At 47.9% G+C, this 14,883-nt stretch carries 12 protein-coding genes; 8 read left to right on the top strand and 4 right to left on the bottom strand.

Going from position 1 to position 14,883, the window contains the following annotated elements; translation table 11 throughout:
* Window positions 1–23 precede the first annotated feature (23 nt).
* The 4 genes from ruvA (at window position 24) to ACYVBJ_RS04005 (ending at window position 3,999) form a co-directional block, all read left to right on the top strand.
* Entirely contained in the window at window positions 24–611 is a 588-nt protein-coding gene (ruvA, locus tag ACYVBJ_RS03990; RefSeq protein WP_460974337.1) for a Holliday junction branch migration protein RuvA, read from the top strand.
* Window positions 612–779: 168 nt separating this feature from the next.
* Window positions 780–1,829, top strand: a complete 1,050-nt coding sequence (locus ACYVBJ_RS03995; protein WP_460980996.1) for a hypothetical protein — start codon at window positions 780–782, stop codon at window positions 1,827–1,829.
* A 133-nt stretch (window positions 1,830–1,962) separates the two neighbouring features.
* Complete coding sequence (locus tag ACYVBJ_RS04000; protein WP_460980997.1) at window positions 1,963–2,805, top strand: YjbH domain-containing protein; 843 nt, start codon at window positions 1,963–1,965, stop codon at window positions 2,803–2,805.
* 15 nt (window positions 2,806–2,820) lie between these two features.
* Window positions 2,821–3,999 (top strand): YjbH domain-containing protein, encoded by a 1,179-nt coding sequence (locus ACYVBJ_RS04005; RefSeq protein WP_460980998.1) that lies wholly within the window; start codon window positions 2,821–2,823, stop codon window positions 3,997–3,999.
* Window positions 4,000–4,137: 138 nt separating this feature from the next.
* Here the strand turns inward: ACYVBJ_RS04005 and ACYVBJ_RS04010 are convergent, their stop codons facing one another.
* Together ACYVBJ_RS04010 and ACYVBJ_RS04015 are read right to left on the bottom strand one after the other, a co-directional pair.
* Window positions 4,138–4,458, bottom strand: coding sequence for a hypothetical protein (locus ACYVBJ_RS04010; RefSeq protein ID WP_460980999.1), 321 nt, complete (start codon window positions 4,456–4,458; stop codon window positions 4,138–4,140).
* Window positions 4,459–4,690: 232 nt separating this feature from the next.
* Window positions 4,691–6,940 (bottom strand): S9 family peptidase, encoded by a 2,250-nt coding sequence (locus ACYVBJ_RS04015; RefSeq protein WP_460981000.1) that lies wholly within the window; start codon window positions 6,938–6,940, stop codon window positions 4,691–4,693.
* A gap of 157 nt (window positions 6,941–7,097) precedes the next feature.
* Here ACYVBJ_RS04015 and ACYVBJ_RS04020 point away from each other — a divergent pair, with 157 nt between their 5' ends.
* On the top strand, window positions 7,098–10,286 hold the full coding sequence (locus ACYVBJ_RS04020; RefSeq protein ID WP_460981001.1) for a SusC/RagA family TonB-linked outer membrane protein: 3,189 nt from the start codon (window positions 7,098–7,100) through the stop codon (window positions 10,284–10,286).
* A 108-nt stretch (window positions 10,287–10,394) separates the two neighbouring features.
* Window positions 10,395–11,705, top strand: a complete 1,311-nt coding sequence (locus ACYVBJ_RS04025; protein ID WP_460981002.1) for a RagB/SusD family nutrient uptake outer membrane protein — start codon at window positions 10,395–10,397, stop codon at window positions 11,703–11,705.
* 104 nt (window positions 11,706–11,809) lie between these two features.
* Here the strand turns inward: ACYVBJ_RS04025 and ACYVBJ_RS04030 are convergent, their stop codons facing one another.
* The gene (locus tag ACYVBJ_RS04030; protein WP_460981003.1) at window positions 11,810–12,889 is read right to left on the bottom strand and encodes a Gfo/Idh/MocA family protein; all 1,080 of its coding nucleotides are present in this window, start codon (window positions 12,887–12,889) and stop codon (window positions 11,810–11,812) included.
* A gap of 68 nt (window positions 12,890–12,957) precedes the next feature.
* Between ACYVBJ_RS04030 and ACYVBJ_RS04035 the strand changes: the two genes are divergently transcribed.
* On the top strand, window positions 12,958–13,371 hold the full coding sequence (locus tag ACYVBJ_RS04035) for a hypothetical protein (protein WP_460981004.1): 414 nt from the start codon (window positions 12,958–12,960) through the stop codon (window positions 13,369–13,371).
* A 12-nt stretch (window positions 13,372–13,383) separates the two neighbouring features.
* Complete coding sequence (locus tag ACYVBJ_RS04040; protein ID WP_460981005.1) at window positions 13,384–13,806, top strand: hypothetical protein; 423 nt, start codon at window positions 13,384–13,386, stop codon at window positions 13,804–13,806.
* A gap of 31 nt (window positions 13,807–13,837) precedes the next feature.
* Here the strand turns inward: ACYVBJ_RS04040 and ACYVBJ_RS04045 are convergent, their stop codons facing one another.
* Complete coding sequence (locus ACYVBJ_RS04045; protein ID WP_460981006.1) at window positions 13,838–14,869, bottom strand: galactitol-1-phosphate 5-dehydrogenase; 1,032 nt, start codon at window positions 14,867–14,869, stop codon at window positions 13,838–13,840.
* Between the last annotated feature and the right edge of the window lie 14 nt (window positions 14,870–14,883).

Below are 14,883 nucleotides of genomic sequence, written 5' to 3' on the forward strand. Positions count from 1 at the left end.
TAACAAGACTTTTTTCGACCTAAATGATTGCCTATCTCGACGGATTGCTATCGTATAAAGAGCCTACCTACGCGATCATTGACGTACATGGAGTAGGCTATGCTGTTCATATTTCACTCCAGACGTATTCGACCCTACCTGGTGGGGGCGACCGGGTAAAACTGTTTATCCACCACCTATTTCGAGAAGATTCACAGACCTTATATGGCTTTGCCGCGGCTGACGAAAAATCGCTTTTTCTTGATTTGATCGGCGTATCAGGCGTGGGTCCTAACACGGCTTTAGGTATGCTCTCGGCTATGCAGCCCGGTGACCTACGCCTGGCTATTTTAGGCGAAAATGTTCGGGCCGTACAGGCAATCAAGGGCATTGGAGCAAAAACGGCCCAACGCATTATTCTCGAACTACGCGATAAGATGAAGAAAGCGGGTGTCGTCCCTGATGGCCCAACGTATCGTCAACAGGCGACGAATCCTGTTCGTGAAGAGTCGTTAGCTGCGCTGGTGGCCTTAGGCTTCCCAAAACCTACGGCCGAAAAGAGCGTGGATGATGCCTTAAAAGCGGACCCGAACTTAACTGTTGAAGAAGTAATCCGACGGGCTCTCCGGTAGTGTTAACTTACGACCTCCTAATCATAAATCAGGAGGTCGTAGCCTTAGTTAGCGAGCTATATTAGGAATTGCCCATCTACCAGAGCCATCTTTGTACGTCGACTATAAGCTAGTGTATATTAAGTTTTCAGAATGACGAGAGCTTTTATCTTGCTATACGTAGTGGCTATGGCCATCCTTCAAGGCTGCAGATCTGCAGATGTAGAACCATTATTACCTCATAAATTTGAGGTAGTAATTACTATTAAACTCCCCGAAATTCAACGTTCATCCCCGGAGCCGATAGCTGTTACGTTCTCTGCACAAACCACAGCTGCTCGGTCTGCATCCCTCAATGCAGGAATCAGCAGTCTACCAACTTCTGGCGATCTACCTTCTGTTCTGACCCAGGCGGCTGCGAGTATGAACGGCGCACTGGCGATCACTAATATTTCTTCTACTGAGTATATTAGTAAGTTTACGCCAGACGTACTAACCAATTTATCGCTGAAAGGTGTATTACCCCCTGCATTACAAACAAAATTCAATGAATTGGTAAAAACGCCTGACTTACAGGCTTATCTATCCGGCTTCTCACCAGCAACCGTAAATGGGCAAGAAATTAATGCATCTTCTACCACTGTAACTTATCCACGTAGTATTCCGGAGATTACAGAGCCAGTCTCGATTACATCAATTATAAACGCTCTACCAAGCAAAGCTGTAAGTCCTGCCAGTAACGAGCTCCTTCAAACGGCAAATAAGTTACTTACGTCAAAAGCGCAGGAATTTGAGAAATCAAGGGCCGAACAGATTAGTAGAATCGATTCAGCTTACGACCAAGAAAAGATTAAAATAGCTAAAGAATTTCAAGATGAATTGAATCGAATTTCAGCTAAATATACCGCGTTAATGGATGGTACAAATCAAAATTTCACAGCAAACACTAATGCTTTGAAGGCCGCGAAGTCCCGGTTAAATGATCAATACTATAATTTACTTACGGCTCTACTATACACTTTATATAGCAATCATCAACAAGCAAATCATATATTACACGCCATTGACAATAATGCGCTTGTTATTACAATGGAATTTAAAAATTTATCTGCTACCATTACACGTAACACAGATATAAAGTCAGTAAACGCAAGTTTTAATGAAACGTTGAAATCAACTCAAGACCTAATCCTTAAACTTTATCAGAGCTCAAATGACACCCAGGGAAGTGGCCAATAATAAATGACTCAATATATTATTATAGAAAATTGCTAACTATAATGGCATAATTAATTTCAAATGAGCAGCAAATATTAAGTCTGATTTTTAAAATTTATTTATAGCTATTAGTTCAACGCAATAACTTACATACATGAAAAAATATGTAACAAAAAATTTATTGTTACTTCTAAACCTGATAACCTATTCAGGAATGGCGCAGGTAAATATCGCCGGAAAACCTGGCTTAATCAATATCCCAACCGCGCGCGTATTATCCGAAGGCTCATTTCATATTGGCTATCATTACAACCCAATACGTAACGACTATAGATTAAATAACCCCAATCCTATTGTAGATTGTACTGGCCAGCGGTCATCGAGCACATTTTTTGTGCACTTGGCTATGCTGAAACGTCTCGAATTAAGTGTATGCTTATTTCGCATAAATGGCTATATACCTTTAGACTCGCGGGGAATAGGCGATCGGCAGCTTGACGTTAAATATGCCGTCTTACTTGAAAATAAATCAAGACCTTCCGTAGTTATAATTGCTTCTGCTCCTTTTGGAGTCGATAATTCGCTTATTGCCTATTCAGTAGTAGCTACTAAGAATGTATCAGTAATTAAATCAATTACGGCTGAAGTAACGGCGGGATTTGGGAGCCCTTATTATTTTGACCGTAGTGATAACCACGGCAACGATTTTAATATCTTCTCAAATTATAAACTCCACAATAAAAACGATCGCCCGATTCCGTATTTGTCCGGTCTTTTTGGCGGAGTAAATTTCCGGTTGGCTAAAAAAGTGGGATTAATGGTTGAATGGGATGCTCGACAGTTTAATGCGGGAGCTTACATTACGTTATTTAATCATTGGACAATACAAGCCGGCATCAGTGGTTTCGACCAGCTCACCTTTGGTACATCCTATGCGGTTTCATTATTACAATTCCCCAAACGGTTACGATCAAAACCAGAGCATTTAACTCAATAAGTTTAAGCAGCGGGCATGGTTAGTCTCTATATCAGCAAAATAATTTTTCGTAAACTATATTCCCTCAAGAAAGGAATTTTCTTTATTTACCACTCCTGCTTAATTATATTAACTATTGGTATTCATGATGGAATTTGTCAGTCAGATCAATCAAGTACGCTCAAAAATTTTGAAAACCTAACTGTAGATAGCGTAACACAACGTGTTCATTACGAGCAGCGTCTGTACCGTAATCCTGCTGTTGGTCTGCTAGAATTAAGCCAAGCCCTGAATAAGCCGAGTCTGACCGAATACGTTCCTTATTTTCAGGGGGTACCGATTGCGGCTTACAGCCTTACATCTCCTTTTAAAACCACGTTATTTTCTCATCGTGAACGCACAAAATTAAATAAGGTATATCCATTCGGTCAACGCCAGTATAAATTTGATTTTAGAATACACCCGGAGTTCATTGCTAATTTTGGCTATAAACCAGACGCGCTGCAATCAAAAACAAGCCTGCTTCTGCAAAGTCAGTTGTATCTACTTCAAGGCTTAGTTTTAAACTGGGGTGTTTTATTTCCTTTAGTTAATAATTATGATACACAGCCGATGAATATTCGGCCAGCTCCTGTATATCTGAATCAATTCTTAGCACTTGATAAGCGGAATTTTTTGAGTACTTCAGCCGGTTTATTTTACAACAACCAATACGGTTTTAACGTCCAGTATCGATGGGCTAACTTAACAAACGCCTGGTCTTTTGGACTTGAGACCAGCTTAACAGGCGATTATTATTTTCCGAAACGAGGCATTTATTGCGAGCCCCTACAACGATTCATGCTCTTAGCTGACGTAGCGTATCGAGTTAAAGCGCGCGACATTACGTTAAAATTGTCAGGCGGTCAATATCTCTATGGCGATCAGGGAGCGCGGCTTGATTTTATCCGTCAATTTTATTCCGTGGAGATCGGCCTTTATGCTACGATGACAACACGGGGTTCGACAGCTGGTTTCAATTTTGCCATACCTATTCCACCGGGCCGATTAATTCAAAGTCAACGATTCCGAGTTCGTACTTCTGAAGAGTTTAGGTGGGAATACACCTATAATGGAGAGGCTAATGTTGGCTCGCGTTATCGGGTCGGGTATCAACTTGACGCCTTATTACGTCAATACCACACCAATTATATCGGTGGGCAGTTGCGACGGTGAGCCCTCAGCAATGGTTAGTTTGTCTGGATTTACTATACAAAAACCGTCTGAACGTATAAGTGATATAAGTTTTCAGACGGTTTTTGTATGTAGCCGTTCTTAACAAAACGGATTATCACTGAAGAAGCTGACTATCATTTAATCGACTCCGTCCGCTTTCTTTTTCTTATTTTTTGCTATTGCCTTTAAGGCTTTCGCATCGCTTTTAATCATTTTTTTCTCGGCTTTTTCTTCTTTTCGCTTCGCTTTAGCCATTCGGGTTTTAGGATCGGAGATACCCGCTATTTCAACGCCTTTGCCGGTTTTAGCCTCTGCTTTGTATTCATGAGCTTTAGCCATTTTTTTCTCGGCTTTCATTTCCTTCTTGGCTTGCTTACCCTGCTGAACAGCTTGTGCTGAAGCGGCTGTAGTCGCAGTAAACAGAAATAGAGCTGCAAAAATGACGCTTGACGTTTTCATTGTGTTGAGAATTAAGTGAGATACCTGCTTGTTTAACAGGCTTTCAGAGTGTTATAAACTTCAACATAATCATGTTGTTTACACTTTACATAAAATTAGTTCTATAATTTATAGAAAAACCCATAAATATATCAGGCCTAGAAAGCAACTATTGTAAATCATTGTATTCGACTTTCCTCTTAACGCACAATTGCAAAAAGCCCGGATGTCCGGGCTTTTTGCAGATAAATGATCAGTTGATAGGGCTTCCTTTTAAGAAGTTTTCCAGATACGTTGTGTATTGTTGATAGAGCAGTACATAACTGGCCGAGTTGTACGAAACACCATGCGCGCCGGGTGGATAAATCCGTAAATCAGCATCCTTACCGGCGTCTTCCAGGGCGTTCATCAACTGAAACGTATTGCGAACGTGTACATTTTCATCCATCGTTGAGTGCGCGATGAACATTTTCCCGGTCAGATTTTTCGCGTACGTGGAGACGGCGCTAGCCTTATACTTCTCTTCGTTTTCGGGTAGCAGGCCCATATAACGTTCGGTGTAGATGCTATCGTAGAGCCGCCAATCCGTAACCGGCGCACCGACGAGCGACACCTTAAATACACCCGGATGGGTCAGCATCGTGTAACTGCTGGTGTAACCGCCGTAACTGTGGCCCCGGATCGCCATTCGGTTGCCATCGACCCAAGGCTGTTTAGCCAGGTAGGCGGCCGCTTCGGTAAAATCCCGACTCTCGTATTTACCCAACTTTTCGTAAACTATTTTTTCAAAATCACGGCCATACCCTCCGCTTCCCCTGTTATTAACGCTCACAACAACGTAGCCGGATTGAGCAAGCCACTGGTGCCAGCCCGTTGTTGCAAAGTCGTTATAAACGGACTGAGCACCCGGACCGCCGTAAATATCCATTACAACCGGGTACTTTTTAGTTGGGTCAAAACCAAACGGCTTGATAATCGAAATGTCAATCGCCTGACCATCCGACGTAGTGAAGCTCGTAAGCTCTTTTGGCGAATAGTCGTGACCAGCCACGTATTCTTTTACCTTCTGATTAGTATCCAGCGCCTTAATCAGCTGCCCTTTTGTATCACGTAGCTCTACCTGCGTGGGCGTTTGAACGTTCGAATAGCGATCAATAAAATACTGGCCATTGGGCGAGAAGTTAACCGTATGCCGCCCCGGTACAGTCGTCAGCCGACGCTTGTTCTTACCGTCGAGGTCAGCCACAAACAGGTGTCGTTCCATAGGGGACACTTCTGTGGACGTGAAATATACCTTTTTCGCTTTGGGGTCGATGTGGTGAACGTACGTTACTTCCCACTTGCCACTGGTCACGGCATTGAGCAGTTTACCCGAATAATCGTACCGATACAGATGTGCATACCCGTCCCGGTCCGACACCCAGTAGAACTCCTGAGTTCCTGCCGGAAAGTACAGCAAATGGTTAATCCCGGCGAAGAAATCGAATACATCAATCCAGGTATTCGATTTCTCTTCCATAATTTGTCGGGCCTCTCCGGTACGGGCGTTTGTCATGAACAGGCGAAGGTGATTCTGCTTCCGGTTGAGGTGAACGACAGCCAGCTGGCCTTCCTGCGTTGTCCAGTAAATGCGCGGAATGTAGCCATCCGGTTCGCCATTGCGACCGAGTTCAACCTTCATCCATTGCTTGTTCCGGTTTGCAATTTCAATGGTACCGATGCGAACGGTTGGGTTTTGATCGCCAACGCGCGGGTACGGCAACGAATCATATTTCTCGTCGAAGCCTTTATAGTCCGTTAACTTGTAGATGGGTACCTGCCGCTCGTCCGATTGCCAGAAGGCGATAAACTTGCTGTCGGGCGACCACTCCCAGGCCTGCGCTAAACCGAACTCTTCTTCGTACGCCCAGCCGAAACGGCCGTTATAGAACGCCGGTTTAGCGTCGTTCGTCAACTGCGTTTCTTTTTGGGTAGTAAAGTCGAACACAAATAAGTCTCCTGCCCGCTCGTAACCGACTTTTGATCCGTCGGGCGACAATTCAGCCGTCTGTGCATCCTTCGCGACCAGCTTCAGGCTCTTGTTGGCTACCGAATACACGTAGTAATCCGACACCCCCGAACGCCGGTATACCGGTCGAAAATTACTTTGAAACAGAATGTTTCTGGAATCTTTAGACCATTGAAATGAGCCGTAGGCAAACGCCTTGTCGGTGCCAGGAAATTTGAGCTGACTCCCATCGAAAACAAGCTCTTCTTTCTGATCTTTTGGGGTAAGCGATTTAATGGTGCTTTGTCCGTCGATGAACGAAAATTTGTTGCCTCCCTCAATCCAGTTCACGCTACGTGGTCCATTGGAGCCGTTAAGCTGACCGGCCGAGAAAAGGGCCTCCTGAAGATTGGCGTATCGTTGTTTGGTTTGGGCTACTGCTAACTGATCACTTATTAACAACAGAACCAGACTTGTTATAGTCAACAGATACGTTGATGAAGTACGTTTTGTCATAAAATATAGAACTTATCTAAGATTCAAATTTACTAAAAAACAGCATATTCAGGCACCACAGATAAACGAGCCGAACCAGTCGATTCAACAGCAATTTGTGCTATCTTTCAACCTTGCATCAATTACTTATTGTCTTACAATTTACTTAGTACTTCCTATGATCAACAATTACTCCTCTGTGGGTCATCGTATTCGCTCATTCTGGATGCTTTGGCTGGCCCTTTTGCTTTGCGCGAACAGCTTTGCGCAAGGGAATCGATATACAATTAAAGGGCGCATCATTGATAACGATGGGCAGGCCTTACCCGGCGCTACCGTATTGGTTGCCGGTACGACGATTGGTACCGCTTCTGATGCCGAAGGAAATTACTCGCTTGCGGCCACAATCAAACCCGGCCCAATTACACTGGTCATTTCGGCAATTGGCTACGAAAGTGTACGCCAGAATTTGACGCTCGGCAACGCGGAGCAAATCACCAGCAACGCAACCTTAACCGCATCCGCGACAAATCTCGACGAGGTGGTGGTGACAGGCTCTACCCTATCAGCGCCCAAACGCGAACTGGGTAATGCCATAAGCACCATCAAAGCGCAGGACCTGCAAAATTCAGGCTCCGGCAACCTGATTAATTCGTTGCAGGGCAAAGTACCGGGCGCGCAGATTACCCAAAACTCCGGCGATCCAGCGGGTGGCATTACCATTCGACTGCGGGGTATTAAGTCACTGGCGGGCTCATCGGACCCGCTTTACATTGTCGACGGTGTGATTGTCAGCAATGCCAGTACCAACGTATCGCAGCTTGCACTGGTTAATGATATTGGTACGGCCAATCCGGGTCAAAACCGCTTATCCGACCTTAACCCCGACGATATTGCCAGCCTGAATGTAATTAACGGCGCGGCTGCGGCTGCTCAGTACGGATCGCGGGCCGCCAACGGAGTAGTGATTATTACGACGAAACGTGGACAGAGCGGTCGACCACAGGTATCGTTTTCTACATCGTTTAATGTAAATGAGCTACGTAAAGGTGTGCCCGTTAATATGTATGGCAAGCAATTTGGTTTCCCAGGCTTTCGGTTGTATACCATAAGTGGCATCACACCCGCTCAGCTCACCGCGAATCCGGGAGTTACTACGACAGACATCTATCGGGATGGTACATATACGCCACTAGCTACGAACCTGGTTGACGTAACGCGCTACAACTACTTCGACCAGATTTTCCGGACCGGTACGGGTACCGATAACAACCTGTCGGTTACGGGCGGGAATGACAACACGCAGTACTACGTATCGGCGGGTTATCTCAACAACCAGGGCATCATTAAAGGCACTGACTTTACTCGCTACAGCCTGCGTGCGCGTGTCGACCAGCGGCTGACCAACTGGGCGAAGGTGACCGTGGGCTTAAGTTACGCGAACAGCTTCTCGAACGAGAAAGCAAACGGGAACGTATTCTACAGCCCCATCAACTCGGTTAACATCACCAATAACATCTACGATATTACAAAACGCGATGCGGCTGGTAACCTGTTAGCGGTCGAACCAACGCGGATAAATCCGCTGTCGACCATCGAAGACATGAAGTTTTCGCAGCAGGTAAGCCGTACTATCAGCAGCGTCCAATTGAATTTAACCCCTGCTAAAGGGTTATCAGTCGATTACATCGCCGGGGTTGATGCTTACTCGCAGTTCGGTAAAAACTACATCCGGCCTTATCCGTATCAGGCAGTGGCCGGTTTGCCAGCCGCCCGGTATCCGCAAGGCTTTGCCGCCAACGCGACCAACCAGGTGGTGCAGTTCAACAACGATCTGAATGTATCGTACCTGAAGCAGTTTGGCGAAAACCTCAAACTGAATGCCGTAGCTGGCTATAGTTATCAATATTATCAGTCCGATTATGCAACCGCCAGCGGACAGAACCTCTCGCCATTCATCGAAACGGTGAGCGGAGCCAGCAACACGACGTATAATTTGGGGTACGGCCTGGATCGGTTCGGCTTAAGCGGATTATTCGCACAGGCTACAGTAGGCTACCGCAATCTGGCGTTTATCACTGGTGCGATCCGGCGCGATCAATCGACGAAGTTCTCGCCTTCGCAAACCAACCAGTATTATCCCAAAGTAAGTGGTTCGTTGATCGTGTCCGATTTAGACTTCTGGAAAGCCGCTACGTTTGGCCAGGTGTTTAACAGCCTGAAACTTCGAGCCAGTTACGGCGAAGCCGGCAACCTGGCTAACCTGCCTACGTATGGCCGTTTTTACCAGTTCAACCCAGTCGGATTCTTAGGTCGGAATACGGTAACGCCGGGTACACTCCTGGCCAACCCTGACGTGCAACCCGAACGCATGGGAGAACTGGAAGGCGGTATTGACATGGGATTCCTCAACGGACGTATTGGCCTGAGTGTTACGGCTTATCAGCAGAAAATCAGTAACCTGCTGGTCAACCGAACGCTGGCACCAACGACGGGCGGCACCAACATTTTCAACAATGTTGGCGCGATGCAAAACACAGGTTTCGAAATTATGCTCGACGCAAATCCAGTTAAGACGAACGATTTTAATTGGGACTTCACCGTCATTTATAACCAAAACCGCAACAAAGTCACCGACCTTGGCGGTCTGACGGTCATTGATGTAGGTGCTGAAGGGGTAACGGGTGCGCCGGTTCGGTTACTGGTTAACCAGCCGGTTGGCGTGTTCTTTGGTACCGGCTACGCAAAAGGTCCGAATGGAGCACTAATTCCGTCTCCCTCAGGATTTCCACAATCAGAACGTGCTGTGGCTGCCAATACAGGCACTATTGATTTCGTACCCGCCCGCACCGCCGATGGAAAAGTTGACGTAAGCAAACCGTTGGCCAACATGATTATTGGTAATCCGAACCCCAAGTGGACGGGCTCCTTTAGCACGAACTTATCGTATAAGAAGCTGAATCTGCACGTATTACTCGATGCGGTGCAGGGAGTTGATGTCTTCAATGCCGATAAACGTACCCGGCAGGGTGTTGGTCTGGGCGATTACGCAGAGAAGGAACTGCGGGGTGAACTAGCTCGCGGCTATATCTTTGGCGTTTACAATACCCAGGAATTCCGCATTGATCCGGGTTCCTATACGAAGCTCCGCGAAGTAGCCCTGTCGTACACGTTACCCCAGTTTGTGAAAACCATTAGCCGATTGAACGTATCGCTGATTGGCCGCAACCTCTATTCGTGGGACAAGTACACGGGTTTCGATCCCGAAACGAATGCGGGAGGAAACAACGATTTGATTCGAGCCGTCGACTTCGGTAATGTTCCTATTCCTCGTACGTACCAGCTTAAACTAACGGCCACTTTTTAAGAACCGTCATTACTTGTCAATCGTGGGTATTGGAAGCTCGTATTGTGAACGGAATAGGGCAACTATCAATGCCAGAAGATGACTACGTAATGCCTATTGATTACCATCATGAAAAAGACGTTTATCGTTTCCATATTAAGCGGGTTACTGCTCTCGCAGAATGCCTGCAAACAGCAGGAATATCTCAATCCAAGTTCCATCAGCCAGTCGCAGGCGGTTAGCTCGATTGATGGCCTGCTGACACTGGCCAATGGCCTGCAATACCGGTACACGGCCGGCGGTGCCCTCAGCGTATTATACAACGCAACGGCGGGAGCCGGGCTCACCACCCGCGAACTGCTTATTCTGAACGTAGGCAACACCGAAGAAGCCAATTTATCCGTCGGCGGTGGCAACGTCAACAACGGGAACGGCGTTGTACGCAATCTCTGGACACAGTGCAATCTGGTCCGTGCAAACGCTGAGCTAATTCTGGCGAACGTTGACGTAGCCAATAATGATCCGGGCACTAAAAGTGGTCTTGTCGCTTATGCGTCTATCTTTCGGGCCTTATCGCTCGGTACGTTAGCGCAATTTTTCGAGCAGGCTCCCATCACTACAGGCACCAACGTAGCCTTTGTGCCCCGCGCTCAGGTATTCGCCGAAGCCATTCGTACTTTAGAAGCAGCCGCCACGCAGGTAGCAGCTACGCCGGTGTCCGCCAATTTTACGAGTCGAATTGTACCGGGTGTCGATATACCGAATACGATCCAGGCGTTAATTGCCCGGTATGCTTTGTTCGCAGGCGATAACGACAAAGCTCTAGCCGCAGCAGGTCGGGTTAATCTGACGGTAAAATCGGTATTCAACTTTGACGACAACACACGGAATCCGCTGTTTGAAGCGGCTTTCGGAAACCGGAACGTATTTGAGCCAACCGACGTAAACCTGGGATTGTCGGGGGCATTTGCTCCTGAGGCTGGAGATCAACGGGTCCCGTTTTACACGCGCGCAACGCCCACAGCTACGCAAAACCGAGGTACGGGTTTCTACACCGCCAACGCAGCGCCGATTCCGGTGTATTTGCCGGGTGAGATGCTCCTCATACAAGCAGAAGCCTCGGCCCGCAAGGGCGATTTAGCCGGAGCGGTATCGGCTTTGAATAAAGTGCGCACAAAAACGCCCGCGCAGGATGCATTCGGCGTTGGCGCGGCTTTACCGGCCTATAGCGGTCCGCAAACTGCCGATGCGATTTTGCTCGACATCCTGAAAAATCGGTATGTTGAGCTGGCCTATCAGGGTTTTCGTCTGGAAGACAGCCGTCGGTTCAATCGGCCGGGACCTGGTGCTGCGGGTGCCGAGCGTAACCGCAACTTCTTCCCGTACCCACGAACGGAACGGGACAATAACACCAGCACTCCTCAAGACCCGGCGCTTTAAGTAGTCGAGTTCTGTAAAATGGAAGCGGATTAGTCTGATGGGCTAATCCGCTTCCGTTTTGAGGGGTGTCGTAGACAAAATTGCTGACTGCGGCACCGCTTACTTTACGCCATCTTCACGGGCAAACCGGTACGGGTTGATTCGTAAATAGCCTGGAATAAAGCGACTACTTTGCGGCCGTCTTCGCCGGTTACTGAGGGCGTTCGGTTAGCGCGAATAGCGTCGCAGAATTCGGCGATTTGCAAGCCGAAATAATAAACCGTTGCGTCGATAGTATTGAAGAAAGCAGTGTCTTCGGCGACGAATTGAACCAGTAAGTCCTCTTCGCCGGGCACCGTCCAAAGATCGTTGACCGGAGGATCGGTAATGCTCGACATACCAGCGATAAACAAAGCGCCACCATCGGTCTGAACGCCTACCGATGCGCCATTTTCGCCGTGAACGTGTACTTTCCCGAAGATGCCGGGCTTTTGCGAATTGCTGACGATTACGTTACCTAAACCTCCATTTTTGAACTTGATAATGGCCAGAGCCGTGTCGTCTACTTCAATATACGGGTGGTTCAGGTTACGCCAGACGCCATATACCTCGTCAATGTCGCCCATGTACCAAAGCAGTAAATCAAGTTGGTGGGGCGACTGATTCACGAGCACACCGCCCCCCTCTTCGGCCCAGGTACCGCGCCAGGCATCGCTTTTGTAATAGTTTTCATCACGCCAGCCCAGCATCTGAATCGTACCCAGCACAGGTTTTCCAATCTTGCCTTCGTCAATGGCGCGTCGAACTCGCTGGCTGGGCTCGTAAAAGCGCCGTTGGCTGATCGTACCCAGATACCGCCCATTACGTCGAGCAGCTTCAATCATGGCATCGCAGTCTTCGAGCGACGACGCCAGTGGCTTCTCAACCAAAACGTGTGCTCCGGCATCCAGAGCCGCAACGGTCGGCTCGCGGTGGGCCGGGTGAGTTGTGCAGACAAGGCACAGATCCACATTTTCCCGGTGCACCATGTCATATACATCGTTGTAGGCGGCAATCCCGTACTGATTGGCAAAGTCTTCGGCTTTTTGATACGTGCGTCCATACACCGCGACTAATTCAGTGTCGGCGGTTTGTAGTGCGGCTTTAGCATGAAGGTGGGCGACTTTACCGGGGCCAATAATGGCAATACGAATGGGTGAAGGCATAATTAATCCATGTTGTATTCCAACGAAATGCACAAGTGTCGGGTCATCTACTCAAAACCGCGACAACAATGCTACGTCGGCTGCTTAGCTTATTGCTTCTGATCGGCCTACCCGGCTGCCAAAAGAACGATGCAAGCGTACTGCCTGTATCCGATCACTTGTATCGAACGTGGCATCTAATAAAGGCAGACATTGATGGAACAGACGTAACGAACCAATACATACGTATCGTAACATTCCAGCGCGACGGCAGATTTGGAGACGGTCAACAGGGTTATAACTGCTGCGCGCCTGTTTCCTTCGAAGGCAACGACAGCACAATCCGCTTTATCTGGAATACATCCGACCCCATTTGTGCACGTATCAACTGTATATTATCGCCCTTATTTAATGATGTTACGTGGCAGATTTCGACGCTCACTTCCAGTAAGCTAGTGCTTATAACTGAAAAAATCACGCTCGTCTATGAGCCAGCGCCTTAACGCCATACCCGTATGAAAAAGGTTTTTGCGTTCGTTAGTCTATTGATACTAGTTAGCGGAGCCTGCCGAGATAACTCGATTAGCTCCACGAGCGCGCTTTATCACCGCTGGCAACTGGTTCAGAAACAGATTGGCAAGAAAGCACCAGAAGCCGTTACGAAGACCACCTACATTACGTTCACTGCCAATGGCCAGATACGCTTTGAAGATACTGGCAGCGATGGCAGTTGCTGTATACCACGGCGCTTTACACGTAACGAAAAGACACTTTCGCTTGATTACGTAACTGATCAACCCGAATTCTGCAAATACGTCGATTTGGCCTGCTATTACGATTACTTAGGTGTCGCCCAATGGTCTATTGAACGGGTTGACAAAGATACCCTGCTCCTGCGCACCAGCGACAACCTATTGCTCCATAAACGCGCTGATTAGACAAGTTCTGCGAGTAAACTGATGTAAACTCCTAGGGTTTCAACACCACTTTAATCAAGCCCTTTTCTTTGTCGTAGAGCCGCTTGAACCAATCGGCTCCTTCTTCGAGCGGTACTTCAGCGCTTAGAATGGCCTCAACATTTATACGGCCCGATGAGATCAGGGCCAGTGCAGCTTCGTATTCGCCATTGATGGCGCAGGAGCCTTGCAAACGCAATTGCCGCGTAACAATCGCCTGCAACGGTATCTCGACCGCTGGTGCCAGATTACCGACTAACGTAACGGTTGCCCCTTTACGAACGCAGTCGATCGCCGTTTTTACGGTCGGACCAGCGCCAACAACTTCGAAGGACACATCGGCTCCGCGTCCGTGCGTAAGGTCCTGTACCTGCTTTTGTACGTCTGGCTGTTTGGCGTTGATCGTATGCGTAGCGCCGAGTTTTTGAGCGAGTGATAGCCGGTCGTCATCCAGGTCGATGGCGATGATGGTGCCACAACCCGCCAGTTTCAGGGCCTGAATCACGAACAGACCGATCATACCTGCGCCGACAACCACCGCTGAATCGTTGACCTGAATCGGTGTTAGACTGAGCGCATGAAGCGCTACGGCTACGGGTTCAACCAAAGCGGCTTGTGTAAAGCTGACGTTCTCCGGAATAGCGTAAAGAATGTGCTGCGGAATGGCAACGTATTCAGCAAATGCCCCCTGCCGTTTGAAATCGGGGGTTGATACGCCCACGACCTCACGCCCATCACTTAAATTATACATACCGCGACGGCTATACCAGTCGTCAAGCGCGTACACGGTTGAATCGAACGTAACGCGGTCACCCGTCGTCCAGTCTTTTACATCGGCACCTACTTCGGCAATGATTCCAGACGCTTCATGCCCCATCACAATCGGCGGAATGCGCCGACCACTGCTACCGTCCATTCCGTGAACGTCGGACCCACAAATACCCACCGCCTGCACACGTACCAGGACTTCGTTTGGCCGAATGGTAGGTTTCGGCACATCCTGCAAATCAAACTGATTGTATTCGGTTAAAACGAGCGCTTTCATACGTAATAGGAAGG

The sequence above is a fragment of the Spirosoma fluminis genome (assembly GCF_054778895.1).

Coding starts and splice junctions, on each gene's coding strand:
- ruvA (WP_460974337.1), top strand. CDS start 24: ATGATTGCCTATCTCGACGGATTGCTATCGTATAAAGAGCCTACCTAC.
- ACYVBJ_RS03995 (WP_460980996.1), top strand. CDS start 780: ATGGCCATCCTTCAAGGCTGCAGATCTGCAGATGTAGAACCATTATTA.
- ACYVBJ_RS04000 (WP_460980997.1), top strand. CDS start 1,963: ATGAAAAAATATGTAACAAAAAATTTATTGTTACTTCTAAACCTGATA.
- ACYVBJ_RS04005 (WP_460980998.1), top strand. CDS start 2,821: ATGGTTAGTCTCTATATCAGCAAAATAATTTTTCGTAAACTATATTCC.
- ACYVBJ_RS04010 (WP_460980999.1), bottom strand. CDS start 4,458: ATGAAAACGTCAAGCGTCATTTTTGCAGCTCTATTTCTGTTTACTGCG.
- ACYVBJ_RS04015 (WP_460981000.1), bottom strand. CDS start 6,940: ATGACAAAACGTACTTCATCAACGTATCTGTTGACTATAACAAGTCTG.
- ACYVBJ_RS04020 (WP_460981001.1), top strand. CDS start 7,098: ATGATCAACAATTACTCCTCTGTGGGTCATCGTATTCGCTCATTCTGG.
- ACYVBJ_RS04025 (WP_460981002.1), top strand. CDS start 10,395: ATGAAAAAGACGTTTATCGTTTCCATATTAAGCGGGTTACTGCTCTCG.
- ACYVBJ_RS04030 (WP_460981003.1), bottom strand. CDS start 12,889: ATGCCTTCACCCATTCGTATTGCCATTATTGGCCCCGGTAAAGTCGCC.
- ACYVBJ_RS04035 (WP_460981004.1), top strand. CDS start 12,958: ATGCTACGTCGGCTGCTTAGCTTATTGCTTCTGATCGGCCTACCCGGC.
- ACYVBJ_RS04040 (WP_460981005.1), top strand. CDS start 13,384: ATGAAAAAGGTTTTTGCGTTCGTTAGTCTATTGATACTAGTTAGCGGA.
- ACYVBJ_RS04045 (WP_460981006.1), bottom strand. CDS start 14,869: ATGAAAGCGCTCGTTTTAACCGAATACAATCAGTTTGATTTGCAGGAT.